The organism is Phenylobacterium sp. (assembly GCF_030646615.1).
In the GTDB taxonomy this organism is placed as follows: domain Bacteria; phylum Pseudomonadota; class Alphaproteobacteria; order Caulobacterales; family Caulobacteraceae; genus Phenylobacterium.
The window spans coordinates 23,026-40,917 of sequence record NZ_JAUSLG010000074.1; the positions used below are offsets into that span (position 1 = coordinate 23,026).

Annotated in this window: 7 protein-coding genes; 1 reads left to right on the forward strand and 6 read right to left on the reverse strand. The window is 69.3% G+C overall.

Features of this window, described 5'->3' with window-relative positions; translation table 11 throughout:
- Position 1: 1 nt before the first annotated feature.
- A complete protein-coding gene (locus Q7S93_RS13575) occupies positions 2–646 on the forward strand; it encodes a retropepsin-like aspartic protease family protein (protein ID WP_304714435.1) in 645 nt (214 codons plus the stop codon).
- Here Q7S93_RS13575 and treY read toward each other — a convergent pair.
- The 6 genes from treY to Q7S93_RS13605 are packed head-to-tail and all read right to left on the reverse strand — an operon-like array spanning position 643 to position 17,773.
- The gene (treY, locus tag Q7S93_RS13580) at positions 643–3,216 is read right to left on the reverse strand and encodes a malto-oligosyltrehalose synthase (RefSeq protein WP_304714436.1); all 2,574 of its coding nucleotides are present in this window, start codon (positions 3,214–3,216) and stop codon (positions 643–645) included. The two genes, Q7S93_RS13575 and treY, sit on opposite strands and share 4 nt — an antisense overlap.
- Positions 3,213–5,243 (reverse strand): 4-alpha-glucanotransferase, encoded by a 2,031-nt coding sequence (gene malQ / locus Q7S93_RS13585; RefSeq protein ID WP_304714437.1) that lies wholly within the window; start codon positions 5,241–5,243, stop codon positions 3,213–3,215. Before malQ ends, treY begins: the two co-directional genes overlap by 4 nt.
- Complete coding sequence (gene glgX / locus Q7S93_RS13590; protein WP_304714438.1) at positions 5,240–9,103, reverse strand: glycogen debranching protein GlgX; 3,864 nt, start codon at positions 9,101–9,103, stop codon at positions 5,240–5,242. The genes malQ and glgX overlap by 4 nt, the downstream gene beginning before the upstream one ends.
- Positions 9,100–11,295, reverse strand: coding sequence for a 1,4-alpha-glucan branching protein GlgB (glgB, locus tag Q7S93_RS13595; protein WP_304714439.1), 2,196 nt, complete (start codon positions 11,293–11,295; stop codon positions 9,100–9,102). The genes glgX and glgB overlap by 4 nt, the downstream gene beginning before the upstream one ends.
- The gene (treS, locus tag Q7S93_RS13600; protein ID WP_304714440.1) at positions 11,292–14,546 is read right to left on the reverse strand and encodes a maltose alpha-D-glucosyltransferase; all 3,255 of its coding nucleotides are present in this window, start codon (positions 14,544–14,546) and stop codon (positions 11,292–11,294) included. Before treS ends, glgB begins: the two co-directional genes overlap by 4 nt.
- Entirely contained in the window at positions 14,543–17,773 is a 3,231-nt protein-coding gene (locus Q7S93_RS13605) for a maltotransferase domain-containing protein (protein WP_304714442.1), read from the reverse strand. Before Q7S93_RS13605 ends, treS begins: the two co-directional genes overlap by 4 nt.
- Positions 17,774–17,892 lie beyond the last annotated feature (119 nt).

Consider the following 17,892-nt stretch of genomic DNA (forward strand, 5'->3'; position numbering starts at 1 on the left):
TATGCTCAGCACGCTCCCCTACTGGCAGCAACTGGCGCTCTATGCGCTGGGGGCTGCCCTCGTCATGTCGCTGCTGTTCCGGATTCCCTATGTGGGCCCGGTGCTGCGGGCGGCCGTGTCGTTCGGCGCCCTGGCGCTTTGTCTCTTCATCCTCCTGCAGCACGCGCCCTATCAGCCCTGGCTGGCCCAGATCGTAGAGCGGACCGGGCTGGACCGACAGGAGGTGGTGGGTGAGGAGGTCCGCATCCCCATGTCGGCCGACGGCCACTTCTGGGCCAAGGCGACGCTGAACGGGCAGGAGGTCCGCATGCTGGTCGACAGCGGCGCGACCCTGACCGCCATATCCACTGAAACCGCGGCCCGCGCCGGCGTCCGCCCGGAGCCCGGCCTCACCCCGATCCTGGCGCGGACCGCCAATGGCGTCGTCCAGGCGCGGCCGGCCTCGGTGGACGACTTCCAGCTCGGGGGCATCGCCGCGGCCGACCTGCAGGTGGCCATCTCGGGCGCCCTGGGGCCGGTGGACGTCCTGGGCATGAACTTCCTGACGCGGCTGGCCAGCTGGCGCGTGGAGGGGCGGACCATGATCCTGACCCCTCGCCCGGGCGAAGCCATGGCCGGCGCCGATGAGGACGGCGAAGTCCTCTAGCCGTGCGCCCCAAGCAGGGCGACCGGCAGGCGCTCGAACAGCCTGGCGGCGGGGACGGCGCCCGCGCCATGGGCCTGGTCGCCGAGATGGTCGTACAGCGCTGATCCCTGGCCCGCCTCAAGCTGCACGACCGTGTCCTCCCACCAGGCCGGATCGGGCAGGGGGAGCCCCCGGGGGAGGTCGGCGGGCGAGGCGATCACAGCTGCGGCGATCACCGTGTCCGTGGCCGTCCGCCGGGCGAAGGCGATGACCGCGTCTTTCTGACGGCCCTCCACCAGCAGCGGCTCATAGGTCCCTTGCGCGAACACATCTGCCCTGGCCCTGCGAAGGTTGAGCGCGCGGCCGATGACCAACTGCTTCACCGCCCCGGTGCGCCAGTCGGCCAGGGCGTTTTCCGGCGAGGTCTGGTCCAGCATCGCCTGGCGCAGGGCGAAGTCCACCGGCCGGCGATTATCGGGATCCACCAGGCTGAAGTCCCAGAGCTCGGTCCCCTGATAGGTGTCGGGGAGGCCGGGGCTGGTACAGCGCAGGAGGGCCTGGGCGAGGCTCTTGATGGCGCCGGCGGGCGCAACCTTTTCCACCAGATCCGAAAGGGCTGCGCGATAGGCGGGATCGACCAGGCAATGGTCGAGATAGGCCAGGCAGGCGGATTCGTAGGCTTCGTCCGGGACCGCCCAGGAGGACCGCAGCTTGCCCTCCCGCAGGGCCTTGGTGAACCAGCCGGCCACTCGCTCGCCAAAGGCCTTCACCCCCGCCGCATCGCCCATGTCCAGGTCAAGCGGCAGGGCGCCCGCCAGGGTCTGGTGCATCTGATAGGCGTCGGCCGGATCGATCTCGGTCGGCGCGCCGGCGAGCCAGGGGCGCACCTGGGCCGCCCAGGCCTCCGGGCGCTCGCTGAGCACAGCCAGGCGGGCGCGCACGTCTTCGCCCCGCTTATGGTCGTGGGTGGCGGTGGTGAGCAGGCTGCCGGGCCAGGCCTCGGCCCGCGCAAGATTGGCGGCGTGGAACTCACCCGTGTCGCTGGCCAGGCGGCCCGGATAGGAGCCCACCTCGTTGCGGGAGATCAGCCGCAGATAGCGGTAGAAGGCGGTGTCTTCCGCCGATTTGGCCGCCACCGGCGCGCTGAGCTGGTGGAACCGCTGCAGGGCCCGGCGCCGGGCGTCCGGGGCGCCTGGTCCACCGCCGGTCAGCCAAGCCTCGATCTGGTCGAGGGCCGGACGGTCGGCGGGCGCAATGGCCGCCTGCGCCCTGGCCATGGCCTGCGCCAGGATGCCGGCCTCACCCTGGGAAAGGGCCTCGCCCTCGCCATAGAGCCTGTAGGCGGCAAACCCCGTGAGCAGCTGGATGATCGCGCGGCGCAGGGCGCCCCGCGTCAGGTCGCGGGTCTTGAGATCGTCGCGCGCCAGTTCGTGGAAGGCGCCGGCGACGGCGTCGACCTGGCCGGCGAAGCCGTGGGTGAGAATTTCAAGCCGGGCGGCGTGCTCTTCAGCCCCGTAGTCGCCCTCGCGCCGGCTGACCTCCTGCCAGAGGGCGGCGAGGGGCGCGGCGCCATCCGGCGCGTGGAGCAGGGCCGAGACGCCGTCCATGAATTCATAGCCGGTGGTCCCGTCACAGGGCCAGTCGCGGCTCAGGGCTTCCCCCTCGGCGAGGATCTTCTCCACCACCAGATAGGCCGGACCAGCGGGCGAGCCTGCGGGCCTGGCGGCCTCCAGCTTCGCCAGTTCGCCTCGCAGGCGGACAAGGTATCCGGCCGGGTCGGCCAGGCCGTCAACATGGTCGATGCGCAGGCCATCGATCAGCCCCTCGGCATAGAGGCGAAGCGGCAGGGCGTGGATGCGGTCGAACACCTCTGTGTCTTCCACCCGGACGCCGGCCAGTTCGGTGATGTCGAAGAAGCGCCGCCAGTTGATCTCGTCGCCGGCCGTTTGCCACCAGGCGAGGCGATAGGCCTGGTGCTCCAGCAGATCGTGAAGGCGCCCGAGCCCCGTCTCGTTGGCTGGGTCGTAGGCCTCGAGGCCGAGCGCGAAGACCTCGGCCCGATCGGCCGCCCGGATGGGAAATCGGTGATGGCCATAGGCCATGGCCCACAGCGATCCGTCAGGGCCGGCCTCCAGCCGAATGTCGCCGCCCGCCAGGGCCTGGCCATAGGGGGCGCCCAGGAAGGGGGCCAGGACCTTGCCCTGCAGGACGGGATCGCGGGGCCGCCAGTCGATGTCGAACAGGCGCGCAAAGGCGCTGGCCTCGCCTTTCTCCAGGACATCCAGCCACCAGGCGTTGTCCGCTCCGCCGACCGCCAGATGGTTGGGCACGATGTCGAGGATGATCCCCAGGCCCGCGGCCCGGAACGCCGCCGCCATCTGGCGGAAGCCGTCCTCGCCGCCCAGCGCCGGGTTGATGGCCGTGGGATCGACCACGTCATAGCCGTGTGTCGAGCCGGCGCGGGCCACGGCGATGGGCGAGGCGTAGAGGTGGCTGACCCCCAGGTCGCGGAGATAGCCCGCCAGTCCCGCGCCGTCGGCGAAGGTGAAGCCGGCATGGAACTGCAGCCGGTAGGTCGCCGTGGGGGTCATCGCGGCCGCGCTTTGTTCAGGCTGGCGATCCGGCCGGCCGGGCCGGACGCGTCGAACAGCGCCTCGGCTGGACCCGGCAGGCGTCTGCGCCAATTGGGGTGTTCGGTGGTGGTGCCGGGCAGGTTGGGCTGCCTATCCAGGCCCAGCAGGTCCTCGATAGGCAGGATGGCGAGCTCGGAGGGGGTCTTGGCCAGGAAGCCGATCGCGGCGTCCACGACCGGGCCGGTCTGCTCGGTCGAGGGCCGGTCCCCTTCAGCGCAGCCCGCCTCGCAGAAGGCGGCCCACAGGGCGGTCCGCTGCGTTTCGCGCTCGGATCGCAAGGCCAGCGCCTGATCCTCGTCGGCGTCAGGCTGCAGCCGGAGGCGCCAGTCGATGTCCGCGCCGCGCCACCAGCCGGCGATGGGCGGCAGGTCGTGGGTGGTGGTCATGGCGCAGGCCCGGGGCGACCACTGCTCGGGCGCCTTGAACGCGCCCGCCTCGTCCTGCTCGAACAGCAGCACCTGCATGCCGCGTACCCCGCCCGCGTTCAGGGTTTCCCGCAGGCCGGCTGGGACGGTGCCGAGGTCTTCGCCGACCACCAGGACGCCATGGCGGTGGGACTCGATGGCGATCAGCCGCATCAGGTCCTGCATGGGATAGGTGAGATAGGCGCCCTCGGTGGGTCCCGCCCCATGGGGCACGACCCACAGCCGGCGCAGACCCAGGATGTGGTCGATCCTCACCCCGCCGGCATGGCGCATGGCTGAGCGCAGGGTGGCCAGGAACCCCTCATAGCCGCTGGCCGCCAGGGCGCGGGGCGAGAAGGTGGTGACCCCCCAGTCCTGGCCATTGGCCTGGAAGGCGTCCGGCGGCGCGCCGATATTGAGGCCGGCCAGCAGGTCCTGGGGCCGCGACCAGGCGTGGCTGCCCCCCGGATCCATGCCCACGGCCACATCGGTGATCAGGCCCACCGGCATGCCGGCGGCGCGGGCGGCCGCCTGGGCGCGGGCCAGGCTGCGGTCGGCGAGCCACTGGACGAAGATGTGGAAGGCGACGTCGTCGCCGTGCTCAGTGGCGAAGGCCGCCACCGTAGGACTGGCGGGGTCATGGAAGGTCTGCGGCCAGTCCGGCCAGCCCCGGGCGCCCTCGCGGGCGAAGAAGGTCCCATGGATCGCCTCGAACCGGGCGTGACCGCGCAGGTCCTCGCCGCCCTCGTCTTCGAAGCTCTGGAGGTCGGCCTTAAGATCGGCCGGGGCCGAGGCCTTGAACCGCGCATGGACCCGACGCAGGGCGGCCAGTCGCTGTGGGATGGCGGTCGACCAGGCCACCAGATCTCCGCCGACCGGCTGAGGAGCCAGGTCGCCGAGCTCATCGCCCAGCACGGCGGCCGGATCGGCATAGAGGCCATTCAGGAACAGGCGGCTGGACGGGGCATAGGGACTGAACCGCTCGGCGTCGGCGGCGAACAGGGCGTGGACCGGGCTGATGGCCAGGGCCGCAGCGCCGCGACGCCCGGCCGCCTCAGCAAAGCCGGCGAGGTCGCCGAAATCGCCGAACGGCCGCGGATCTCGCCCGCGCAGGGAATAGAGCTGCACCGCCTGACCCCAGAGCCGCCGATGGGGCGCCAGATCGTCCAGGCCGAAGGCCTGGGCCGGGGCCACGGCCACGGTGACCTCCTGGTCGGCGACCTCCAGCCGGTGATAGCCCGGCAGGTCCACGCCCTGGCGCGTGAAGCCGGTCTGAGGGTCCAGAGCGATGTCCAGGACCTCGCCGCCCTCCAGCCGCAGCCGGGCGTGCGCGCCACACGGGCGGCCGAGGGGTTGGAAGGGCTGGCCCACCTCCGCGGTGACGAAGTCCGGCGGCGGCGCGGCCGACAGGCGCTGACGGCTGGCCTGAAGTTCGGCCGGGGTGGCGGCGGGCAGGCTAAGGGCGGCCAGCACCGCGCGCAGGGTCACGGGCGGCGTGCGGCGCAGCTGGCCGTGCACATCCTCCCATTCCACCAGAACGCCGGCCTCAGCGGCGAAGGCCTCAAGCTCGGCGTCGATCACCGCTTGGGCTCCAGCCAGGCGACCAGGCTGTAGGGGCAAAGGCGCCGGGCCTCGTCCATGCCCTCGCCGACCGTGGCCGTCGCCGTCCTGTTGGGGGCGTCGCGGATTTCCACCGTCTCGGCGCCGAGGTTGAGCGCCAGCGTCCAGCGGGCGCCGTCCCCCAGGGTCCAGCTCGCCTTGACGGCGGCGGGGCCCAGGGCGCGGGCGCCGCTGCTGCGGGCGCCGCGCAGGCGCGGAGCCAGATCGCGGGCGCGGATCTGCAGCAGGTCGCGGTAGAGCCGGCGCCAGTCGGCGGCGTCGGGGCCGGGGTCCGGACGCGAGGTCTCGAAGGTCGAGGGGGCGTTGGGATCGGGAATGGCCGCCCGCGCATCAGGATCGGCGAAGGCCGCGAAGTGGGCGAACTCCGACCGCCGGCCCTCGCGAACCGCCTGCGCCAATTCCTCGTTGTGATCGGTGAAGTAGAGGAAGGGCGAACGGCTGCCCGCCTCTTCGCCCATGAAGACCATGGGGGTCTGGGGCGCCAGCAGGATCAGGCCGGTAGCCGCGCGCAGGGCCTTGGGCTCAGCCAGGGCCGTCAGCCGCTCGCCAAGCGCACGATTGCCGATCTGGTCGTGGTTCTGGATGAAGTTCACGAAGGCGGTGGGGGGCAGGCCGCCGCTGGGACCGCCCCGCGGGGCGCCATCCCGCAAGGGGAAGGGCTGGCCCTGATAGACGAAGCCCTCGGCCAGGCTGCGCGCCAGAGCCTCGGCGGGCGCCTCCGCATAGGCCCGGTAATAGCCCTCGGTCTCGCCGGTCAGCAGCACATGCAGGACGTGGTGGGCGTCGTCGTTCCACTGGGCGTCGAACGGCCCGCTCATGTGGTCGGGGACGTTGTCGTCATTCTCCAGGATGAGATGGATTTGACGATCGCGGCCGGCGGCGGCGCGGACCGCCTCGCCCATCTCGTCGATCCAGTCGCGCTCGCTGATGGCGTGCACCGCATCGAAGCGCAGGCCATCGAACCGGTACTCGTTGATCCAGTAGACGGCGTTCTCGATGAAGAAGCGCCGGACCTCGGGCCGCCGGAAATCGATCGCCGCCCCCCAGGGAGTCTGGATGTCGTCGCGGAAGAACTGCGGGGCGTAGGCGCCCAGCGCGTTCCCGTCGGGTCCGAAGTGATTATAGACCACATCCAGGAACACCATCAGGCCGAGCTCATGGGCCTGGTCGATCATCGCCTTCAACTCTTCGGGCGAGCCATAGGCCGCATCGGGGGCGAAGGGCAGGACGCCGTCATAGCCCCAGTTTCGCTGGCCGGGGAAATCGGCGATCGGCATCAGTTCGATGGCCGTGAAACCCTGGGCCTTGAGGTCGGCCAGCTGGCCGGCGATCCCGCTGAAGCCGCCCATGAGGCCGGGGTGAAGTTCATAGATCACCGCCTCTTCCCAGGGCCGGCCCTTCCAGTCGGCGGTGCGCCACTGATAGGCGGCCGGGTCGATCACCAGGCTGGCGTCGTGGACGTCGCCGTTCTGACGGCGCGACGCCGGATCTGGCACGCAGACATCCTCGCCCACCCGGTACTTGTAGAGTGATCCAGGGCCACAGGGCGCCTCGACCTCGAACCAGCCCTGGTCGACGGCGGTCATGGGCTGGGCCGGCAGGCCCTCGACCTCCAGGGTCACGGCCTCGCAGGCCGGGGCCCACAGACGGAACCGCGTCAGATCCTCGGCCAGGACCGTAGCGCCGAAGGGCAGTTCGTGGACGCAACGGCCAGAGCCGTCGGCGCCGTCCACCACCGAATGCAGCAGCACGGCGCTGTGCGCCCCCACCTCGACCTGCGTGCCCGCCAACGGCCGCTCGCCCAGGCCTGGATGGGCGCTGTCGAGCAGGATGACCGGCGCCCCCATCGGTTCGGGAAGATGGAAGGTCATGGCCCCGTCGCTGGCGTTGGTCAGCAGGGTGATGAGTTCGACCCGGCCGTCCTCCATGGGCGCGGCGCGGCGCATGGCCAGGGCGGAGGCGTGGGGGTTCTGCCAATCCTCCGAGGATAGGCCCCGCCCGTGCTCGTCGAACCAGTCCACGTCGAGCACGCCCGGCGCATACCCGTTCTGGCCGTGCAGGAACTGGTTGGGTCGCAGCGTCCCATAGGTCTTGCGCAGGGCGATCAGCCGGGACACGAAATCGATCTGGGCCTGGCCCTCGGGCGACTCCAGCTGGCGCCAGTCGAACCAGGAGATCTCGTTGTCCTGGCAATAGGCGTTGTTGTTGCCCCGCTGGGTGCGGCCAAATTCGTCGCCCCCCAGCAGCATCGGCGTGCCAGACGAGGCGAACAGGGTCATCAACATGGCGCGCATCACCCGACCCCGGGTGCGCTGGATATCGACGTCGGTGGTGGGGCCCTCGGCGCCCCAGTTGCGCGACAGGTTCTCGCTGTGGCCGTCGCGACCGTCCTCGCCATTGGCCTCGTTGTGCCGCTCCTCGTAGCTCACCAGATCGCCCAGGGTGAAGCCGTCATGGGAGGCCAGGAAGTTGATCGAGGCCCAGGGCCGCCGGGCCCGCCGGTCGAAGATGTCGCCGGATCCGGAAAGCCTGGCGGCCAGGTCCGGGCGCCCGCCTTCATCGCCCCGCCAATAGCCACGGACGTCATCGCGGAACCTGTCGTTCCACTCGGCGAAGCCGGGCGGGTGCTGGCCAAGCTGATAACCGCCGGGGCCGATGTCCCAGGGTTCGGAGATCAGCTTGATCCCCTGCAGCGTGGGATCCTGCCGCAGCACGTCGAAGAAGCCGGCGCCGGGATCGAAGCCGTGCTTTTCCCGGCCCAGGGTGACCCCCAGGTCGAAGCGGAAGCCGTCAATGCCGTAGGACTGCGTCCAGTAGCGCAGGGAGTCGGCCACCATCTGGACCACCCGGGCCTTGGACATGTTCACCGTATTGCCGGTGCCGGTGTCGTTGACGCAGAACCGCGGATCGCCCTCGACGAGGCTGTAATAGCTGGCGTTGTCCAGGCCCCGGAACGACAGGGTGGGGCCGCGCTCGCTGCCCTCGGCGGTGTGGTTGAACACCACGTCCATGATCACTTCGAGACCGGCCGCATGCAGCCGGCGCACCGCCATCCGCAGCTCGTTCTGGTCGATTCCCGACAGATAGCTCCGCTCGGGCGTGAAATAGTTCAGGGTGCTGTAGCCCCAGTAGTTGGCCAACCCCTTCTCCTGCAGGAAGCGGTCCTGCACGAAGGCGTGGATGGGCAGCAGCTCCACCGCCGTCACGCCCAGACGCTTCAGGTGATCGAGCACCTTTGGGTGGGTGAGGGCGGCGAAGGTGCCGCGGGCCGGCGGGCGGACCTCCTCCATCAGCATGGTCAGGCCGCGGACGTGAGCCTCATAGATGACGGTGTCGGCCCAGGGGGTATTGGGCCGCCGGTCGCCGCTCCAGTCGAAGGCGTCAGCGGTGACCACGGACTTGGGCATGGCGGGCGCGCTGTCGCGGCGGTCAAAGGTGAGGTCGGCCCTGGCGGAATTGACCCGGTAGCCGAACAGGGCGTCGGTCCAGCGGAGATCCCCCGACAGGCTGCGGGCATAGGGGTCGATCAGCAGCTTGTTCGGGTTGAACCGATGCCCCTCCTGGGGCGCGTAAGGGCCGTGGGCCCGATACCCGTAGAGCAGCCCCGGTTTGGCGTCCGGCAGATAGCCGTGCCAGACCTCGTCCGTCCATTCGGGCAGGGGCAGGCGGGCGATCTCGCGTCGGCCGGTCTCCTCGAAGACGCAGAGTTCGATCTTCTCCGCATGGGCCGAATAGACGGCGAAGTTCACCCCCAGACCATCAAAGGTCGCGCCAAGGGGATAGGGCAGGCCGCCCTCGAGACGGTCCGGGAGAAGGATCAAGCTACAGTTCCTTGATGGCGCAGCATGACGGCGCCGAGCGGGGGGAGGGTCAGGTTCAGGCTGTGGGCGAGCCCATGGGCTCGGGCGGGCTCGGTGCGAACCTCACCCCCGTTGCCGATATTGCCGCCGCCATAGCGCCCGGCGTCGGTGTTCAGGACTTCGGCCCAGACACCGGCGGCCGGCGCGCCCAGGCGATAGTCCCGCCGGGGCTCCGGGGTCATGTTGACGGCGAAGATTACCGGCGCGGCGTCGCGCCCGGCCTGCCGGCGGAAGGCGAAGACGCCGGCCTCGGCGTCGGTGCAGATCCAGGCGAAGCCCTCGGGATCGGCGTCGCTCTGGTGCAGGGCGGCTTCGCGGCCATAGATGGCGTTGAGATCCCGCACCAGCATCTGCATCCCGGCGTGGTCGGGTTGCTGCAGCAGCTCCCACGGGATGGCGCTGTCATGGTTCCATTCGGTGGGCTGGGCGAGCTCACAGCCCATGAACAGCAGCTTCTTGCCCGGGTGGGCCCACATGAAGGCGAGATAGGCGCGCAGGTTCGCAAACTGCCGCCACCGGTCGCCGGGCATCTTACCCAGCAGTGAGCCTTTGCCGTGCACCACCTCGTCGTGGGAGATGGGCAGCACGAACCGTTCGGTGAAGGCGTAGAGCAGGCCGAAGGTCAGCTCGTTCTGGTGCCAGTTCCGATAGACCGGATCGCGTTGCATGTAGCTCAGGGTGTCGTGCATCCACCCCATGTTCCACTTGTAGTTGAATCCGAGGCCGCCCTCGGCCACCGGGCTGGAGACCCCCGGCCAGGCCGTGGATTCCTCGGCGATGGTCACGGCGCCGGGGCAGCGGCTGGCCACCGTCTCGTTCAGGCGGCGCAGGAAGGCGATGGATTCCAAGTTCTCGCGGCCGCCATGGACATTGGGCACCCATTCGCCGGGCTGGCGGCTGTAATCGCGGTAGAGCATGGAGGCCACCGCATCGACGCGCAGGCCGTCGATGTGGAAGGTTTCCAGCCAGTAGAGGGCGCTGGCGATCAGGAAGCCCTGCACCTCCTGCCGCCCGAGATTGAAGATCAGGGTGTTCCAGTCCTGATGGAAACCCTCCCGCGGATCGGCGTGCTCGTAGAGCTGCGTGCCATCGAAGCTGGCCAGGCCGTGGGTGTCGGTGGGGAAGTGGGCCGGCACCCAGTCGAGGATCACGCCCACCCCAAGGCGATGGCAGGCGTCGACGAACCGCGCCAGACCCTCGGGCGAGCCGAACCGCGCGCTGGGGGCGAACTGTGACAGGGGCTGGTAGCCCCAGGAGCCGCCGAACGGATGCTCCATGATCGGCAGCAGTTCCACATGGGTGAAGCCCATATCGGCCACATAGGGGGCCAGGCGATCGGCCAGGCCGTCCCAGTCGAGGTTGGGACTTTCCTCGCCGTCGGGTCGCAGCCAGGAGGCGGCATGCACCTCATAGACGGACATCGGCGCGTCGGGTTTCTGGCGGCGGCTCCGGTCGGCCATCCAGTCGGAGTCCGTCCAGTTGAACGCCGCAGGGGGCGCGACGATGGAGGCCTGGCCCGGCGGAAGCTCGGTCATCCGCGCCAGCGGGTCGGCCTTCAGCGGCAGAAGCTCGCCATGGGCCCCGACCAGCTCGTACTTGTAGCGCTCGCCCGGTCCCAGGCGGGGCACGAACAGCTCCCACACCCCGGCGGGATGACGCAGGCGCATGGGGTGACGACGGCCGTCCCAGCTGTTGAAGTCGCCGACCACCGAGACGCGCCGGGCGTTGGGCGCCCAGACGGAAAAGCCGACGCCTTCGACCCCTTCGAAGGTCTGCGGCTGAGCGCCCATCTTCTGGCCGAGTTCCCAGTGGGCGCCCTCCATGAAGAGGTGCAGGTCCAGATCCCCGAGGAGAAGCCCGAAGGCATAGGGGTCTTCGGTTTCCTGGGTCGCCGAGCCCCAGTCGATGCTCAGGCGATAGCCCCCCTGGCCCGCCAGACGTCCGGCGAACAGGCCCGGCGCGACCTCTTGCAGGGGTGAGGGGGGCGCGCCGTCCTGCAGGGCCGACACCGCGACCGCGCCGGGCTGGAAGGTGCGGACGACGGTCTGTCCATCGGCCTCATGCGGACCGAGGAAGACGAAGGGATCGGTCAGGCGGCCCTCCATCAGCGCGGAGGTCAGGGCGTGGGTCAGGGTCAGGTCTTCGCGGCTCATTGGGCGCCACCCAGCAGGCGATCGACCGTCGCCGCCAGACCACGGAGCGGCGTGCCCAGCCAGGCCGGACGATTGGCCGCCTCGTAGCTGACCTCGTAGGCCGCCTTTTCCAGCAGGAAGAGGTCGAGCAACTCGCCCGAATGCGGACCGGCCACCTCGCCGTAGCCGTCCAGGAAGGCCTGGCGGGCGACGGACTCGAACTGGCTCACCACATCGACCGAGCGATCCTGAACGCCCTGGGCCACATTGGCCGCCGCGACGGCGCCGAGCGCTGCGGCATAGTCGAAGGACCGCAGCATGCCGGCCACGTCGCGCAAGGGGCTGGCCTTGGCGCGGCGGGCGTCCAGCGGCTTGGCGGGCTCACCCTCGAAGTCGATGAAGGTGACGCCGCCGCCGGTGACCAGCACCTGACCCAGATGAAGATCCCCATGGATGCGGGTGCGCATCTGGCCTTCCGCGGCGCGGGAAAGGCGGCTTACCGCTTCGCCCAGTTCGCCGCGGCGCTGAAGAAGGATTTCGGCAAGCGGGCCGAGGCTGTCGCTCCAGTCACCGCCCTTTTCCAGGACGGCCAGGGCGCCGTCGACCTGCCCCATGACGCTGGCGCGCACCCCTTCGACGGCGTCGGCGTCCATGATCTCAGGCGCGAAGTCCGGGTCGTCGCAGGGCTGGGCCAGGACGCCATGCATCTCGGCCAGGCTGCGGCCCAGGACCCGGGCGAACTCCGCATAGGAGGCGAAGTCCGGGGCCGTGTTCTGATCGCTGGCCAGGACCAGGTCGTCTATCACCCGATGGAGATAGTCCTGGGTCCAGTCCCAGCCGTCGCCCTGGCTGTAGATGAAGGCCTGGGCCACCATCAGGGTGTGGGGTTCGCCGTCGGGCCCGATCCGACGGACCTCGCCCACAAAGGCCGGCACGTGGGGATAGCCCCGCTCGCTGAGCACGCGGGTCATCTCGGCTTCCGGATGGATGCCGGGCGTCACCTTGCGCAGCAATTTCAAGACGATCTCGCGGCCGATGATGACCGAGCTGTTGCTCTGCTCGGCCGATGACCATTCGATCTCGGCGTCGTCGCTCGCCTCGAAGGTCGCCGAGGTGAACTCGATGTCGCCAAACGGCGAAGCGAGCCTGGCGTTGGTCCGCAAACCGGCCATCACCGAGCGGACGAACTCCGTCGTGAGGAATCCGTCGGTCAGGTCGCCGACCCGCGCGCCACGGCGGACGCGCGCCATGGCGAAGCTGTGGGCGTAGGGGTCGCCGACATCGTCTTCCCACGCCACCCCCAGGGGGACGAGATAGGCGGCGGTTCCGGCGGAGGTCTCGACCTCGAGCTCGGCGAGGATCTGGTTCGGCGCCCCGGGCAGGGGGGAATAGCCCTTCATGCGGGTGGCGATCAGCTCGGCGTCCTTGCCCTGGAACCAGCGTCGGCCGCTCATCCAGTTCGGCAGCACCTCGGCCTCCAGCACCGCCCGATGGAGCGGCTCGACCAGGGTGGCCACGTCGCCCCGGAGGACAAAGGTGTGCTGCTCGGCCTGGACGCCGCTCGGCGCCGTGCTCCAGCTGGGCCCATCGGTCTTTTCGCAGAGCTGGAACCAGTGGAAGCCGTAGGGGGGAAGGGTCAGCAGATAGGTGAGATGGCCGATGGGCGGGAAGGGCGTGCTGCCCGACATCTCCATGGGCGTCCAGCCAGCGAATTCCGACAGGTCGAGCTCGACGGCCTGGGCCGTGCGGGACAGGTTGGCGACGCATAGGATGGTGTCGCCGTCATGCTCGCGCAGATAGGCCATGACCTTGCGGTTATGCGGCCGCAGGAAGCGCAGCGTGCCACGCCCGAAGGCGCTGTGGCGCTGACGCACCGCCAGCATCCGACGCAGCCAGTTCAGCAGCGAGTGGCTGTCGCGGCTCTGGGCCTCCACATTGATCGCCTGGAAGCCATAGAGCGGATCCATGATCGCCGGCAGGACCAGGCTGGCCGGGTCGGCGCGGGAAAAGCCGCCATTGCGATCCGGCGACCACTGCATAGGGGTGCGGACGCCGTCACGGTCGCCCAGATAGATGTTGTCGCCCATTCCCAGCTCGTCGCCGTAATAGATCACCGGCGTGCCGGGCATGGTCAGCAGCATGCAGTTCATCAGCTCGACCCGGCGGCGGTCCCGCTCCATCAGCGGCGCCAGGCGCCGGCGGATGCCGAGATTGATCCGCGCGCGGCTCTCCGAGGCGTAGACGCTCCAGAGGTAGTCGCGCTCCTTGTTGGTGACCATTTCGAGGGTCAGCTCGTCATGGTTGCGCAGGAAGATCGCCCACTGGCAGGCCTCCGGAATGTCCGGGGTCTGGCGCATGATGTCGGTGATCGGGAACCGGTCCTCCTGGGCGATCGCCATGTACATGCGCGGCATCAGGGGGAAGTGGAACGCCATGTGGCATTCGTCGCCGTCGCCGAAATACTGCTGGGTGTCCTCCGGCCACTGGTTGGCCTCGGCCAGCAGCATGCGGTCTTCGAAATGCTCGTCCAGATGGGCGCGGATGGCCTTCAGGACGTCGTGGGTCTCGGGCAGGTTCTCGTTATTGGTGCCCTCCCGCTCGATCAGATAGGGGATGGCGTCGAGCCGCAGGCCATCGACCCCGGCCTCCAGCCAGTAGCGCATGACCGACAGGATCTCTTCGAGCACCTTGGGATTGTCGAAGTTCAGGTCCGGCTGATGGGAATAGAAGCGGTGCCAGTAATAGGCGCCGGCCACCGGATCCCAGGTCCAGTTGGAGGTCTCGGTGTCCAGGAAGATGATCCGCGTGCCGCTGTAATCGGCGTCGTTGTCGGACCAGACATAGAAGTCCCGCTCCGGCGACCCCGGTGGGGCCTTGCGGGCGGCCTGGAACCAGGGGTGCTGGTCCGAGGTGTGGTTGATCACCAGCTCGGTGATGACCCGCATCCCCCGCCCGTGGGCCTCGTCGATGAACCGCTTCACATCGTCGAAGTCGCCGTATTCCGGATGGACCCCGCGGTAGTCGGCGATGTCATAGCCGTCGTCCCGCCGCGGTGACGGGTAGAAGGGCAGCAGCCAGATGGCGGTGACGCCGAGGCTGGCGATATAGTCCAGCTTGGCCGACAACCCTGCGAAATCGCCTACGCCGTCATCGTTGGCGTCGAAGAACGATTTCACGTGCAGCTGATAGATGACCGCGTCCTTGTACCACTGGGGGTTGGCGGTCTGAGCGGGGTCGGCCGCGTGGTCGTCAGCGAGATAGGCGACGCTCATCGCGGGGCCTCCATACGAAAAATGAGATAGGGCTGGCCGGGATCAAGGGCGATGCGTCGCCACTTGCCCTGCCAGGAGAAGCTCTGGCCGGTGAGCAGGTTTTCCACCTGCGCGGTGGCGTCATCGGCCAGACCGAGCATCCAGAACGGCGCCTCCACATCGGCCTCGTGGGCGCCATGGGGATCGAGGTTGACCGCCACCAGGATCAGGTCGCCGCCATCCGGGCTGGTCTTGGCGTAGACCAGGATGTTGTCGTTGGTCGCCGGCAGGAAGGTGACGTTCAGGTGGGTCTGCAGGGCCGGGTGGCTCTTGCGCAGGCGGTTCAGCTGACTGATCTGCGGAATGATGCCCGGCGCGGTCCAGTCCCGGGGCCGGATCTCGTACTTCTCGGAGTCCTTGTATTCCTCCTTGCCGGGGACGGGCTCGCCCTCCAGCAGTTCAAACCCGGAATAGACCCCCCACAGGCCCGACAGGGTCGCCGCCAGGGCCGCGCGGATCAGGAAGCCGGCCCGGCCCGAGGTCTGCAGGAAGTAGGGATTGATGTCGGGCGTGTTGACGAAGAAGTTCGGCCGGAAGAACTCCTTCGGCTCCGTCGTCGTCAGCTCGGTCAGATAGTCGGTGAACTCCGCCTTGGTGTGGCGCCAGGTGAAGTAGGTGTAGGACTGCGAGAAGCCGATCTTGGCCAGCCGGTACATGACCCGCGGCCGGGTGAAGGCCTCCGACAGGAAGATCACATCGGGGTGGGCGGTGCGCACCTCACGGATCATCCATTCCCAGAAGGCGAACGGCTTGGTGTGGGGGTTGTCGACGCGGAAGGTGCGGACGCCCTCGCGCACCCACAGCAGCACCACATCGCGCAGGGCGAGCCACAGGTCGGGGATCGCCTCGGACCTGTAGAAGTCCACATTGACGATGTCCTGGTACTTCTTGGGCGGGTTCTCGGCGTACTTGATGGTGCCGTCCGAACGCCAGTCGAACCAGCCGGGGTGTTCCTTGATCCAGGGGTGGTCGGGGGAGCACTGGATGGCGAAGTCCAGCGCGATCTCCAGCCCATGATCATGGGCGGCGGCGATCAGTCGGCGGAAGTCGTCGAAGGTCCCGAGTTCGGGGTGGATGGCGTCGTGTCCGCCCTCGGCCGCGCCGATGGCGTAGGGGCTGCCCGGATCATCGGGGCCCGCGGTCAGGCTGTTGTTCTTGCCCTTGCGATGGCGCTGTCCGATGGGATGGATCGGTGGGAAGTAGAGCACGTCAAAGCCCATGCCCCGGATGGCCGGCAGGCGGGCGATGACGTCGTCGAACGTGCCGTGGCGGGCCGGGTCGTCGGTCTGCGAGCGGGGAAAGAGCTCGTACCAGCTGGCGAACAGGGCTTCACGTCGCTCGGCGTCGACGCAGTGCGCCTCGCTCCTGCAGGCGAAGGCCCGGTCCTGGGCCTCATCCATCAGGCGCGATGTTTGAGGGTCGAGCAGAAGCTCGCCGGCCGCGACGGGGTCGAGGCTCGACAGTTCGGCGGCGATCCTGGCCAGTTGCCCCGAGCGGTCAGCCTTGGCGGCTTCGGCGATCAGCTGGCGGCCTTCGTCCAGATCGACCGTCTGGACCACGCCCGCCTCGACCTTCTTCTCCAGGCCGTGACGGTAGGAGCCGTAGCGGTCGATCCAGGCCTCGATGACGAACTGGTATCGACCCATGCGCTCCAGCGGAAAGCGCCCGCTCCACAGGTCGTTGCCCAGCTCCGTCATGCGGGTCGAGGACCAGTCCTCGCCATCTGTGGCCCGCCAGCGGAGCTCGGCGGCGAGCTCCTCGTGCCCATCTGCATAGATGGCGGCGCCGACCTCGACGGTCTCGCCGACAATGCGCTTGGCGGCGAAGGGGCCGCCGCTGACCCGCGGGGACACCTCTTCGATCACCAGGCGCGGCGCCTTGGCCGCAGCCTTAGCGCCCTGACGGCCAGTGCGGCTCTGGACGCGAATGACGGGACTGCGCCGGGCGCCCAGGAGACGAACTTCTCCTGGGGCGAGGGGGTCGAACGGGTCTTCGCGGCCGTCCATCGCCTCGAAGGGACCGAACGCCCCGGCCGCGGGCAGGATCGCGGCGCGGTCCAGTTCGACCGTCTCGGCAAGCGACCTGTTGATCAGCGCCAGAATGGCGGCTTCGGCCGTGCGCATGTCGGAACCGCTGGCCCGCAGCAGCGCCGTGGCCGATGCGCCAGGTCCCGTCAGCATCCGCATCTCGCCCTCGAACGGCGCCAGTTCGGCGACCAGCCGGTTGGCTGAGCGGATTTCGGCGGTGAGGTCCGTATCCTCTGCCGGGACAGACGTCCCGCTTCCCAGCGGTGCGCGCTCGGCCGACTCGAATCCCATGGGCAGAAGCAGGCCAGAGCCGGTGGCGGCCGCCAGGCGCAGCGCCCGAACATTGCCTGACCGGGTATCGGCCTCAGCCGGCAGGCGCGTAGCCAGGCGCGGCCCGAAGGGCGCTTCCGGCTGGGCGATCAGCGGCGCGATGGGGCGCAGATCCTCGTGCTCCTCGGCGAGCCACGGGGCGCGGCCGTCCCACCAGGCGACCGACGAAATCAGGGCGTCGAAGCCGCAAGGCCCCAGGGCGAGGGCTGATTCACGGTCCATCCCCGGCGTATCGGCGATGAAGATGAGGTCGGGCTTGAAGGTCCGAAGCCGCGCGATCAGGCGGGTCCAGATCTCCGGCGGCGCCTGCTTGAGCTCCAGCAGCCGAAACCCGTCGAGGCCAGCCTCGATCCAGGATTCAGCCCGGCTGGCGATCCAGTCCACCACGGCGTCACAGGCGGCCGGCTCCCGCAGCCGCGCCAGGGCCACGCCCTTTGGCGGCGAGTCGCGTCGCGGATCGATGGGTTGGTCGGCGGGGGCCTCCCGCCGCAGGGTGAAGGCGTCCGGCTGGGCCGCCACCAGCGGGTGCTCGGCGTCGAACCGGACGAGATCGAGGTCCATCAACAGCCGCAGCCCGTGGGACCGACAGGCTGCCGCCAGAGCCCCGACCGCAGTGACGGTGGAGGCGCCCTGCAGGCATGAGGCGTCGTGATCGCGGGGGCGAAATACATCGCCACCCTGCTGGAAGATGGGCGCGATCAGAAGATGATCAAATCCGAGGTCTGCCGCCTTTTCGGCCACCTTTGTGGCCAGGCCGTCACCGTCGAACGCGAGGGGGTGAACATAGTAGATGCGCGCCGCAGCAGTGCGCGAAGATGGTGCGGGGGTCATCGTCCCTCATGGAAATGGCGTGCGACCACAACCGACCCCCACAATGTTCGTTCCGATGGCTAAGCTCTGCGCCTGCCGTTTCTTTCCTCCCGCCCTCCTGCAAGGCGCTGGTCGCAAGA

Excerpts from the sequence above, each read along its gene's own strand:
- Q7S93_RS13575 (WP_304714435.1), top strand. The coding sequence starts at position 2 with ATGCTCAGCACGCTCCCCTACTGGCAGCAACTGGCGCTCTATGCGCTG.
- treY (WP_304714436.1), bottom strand. The coding sequence starts at position 3,216 with ATGACCCCCACGGCGACCTACCGGCTGCAGTTCCATGCCGGCTTCACC.
- glgB (WP_304714439.1), bottom strand. The coding sequence starts at position 11,295 with ATGAGCCGCGAAGACCTGACCCTGACCCACGCCCTGACCTCCGCGCTG.
- treS (WP_304714440.1), bottom strand. The coding sequence starts at position 14,546 with ATGAGCGTCGCCTATCTCGCTGACGACCACGCGGCCGACCCCGCTCAG.
- Q7S93_RS13605 (WP_304714442.1), bottom strand. The coding sequence starts at position 17,773 with ATGACCCCCGCACCATCTTCGCGCACTGCTGCGGCGCGCATCTACTAT.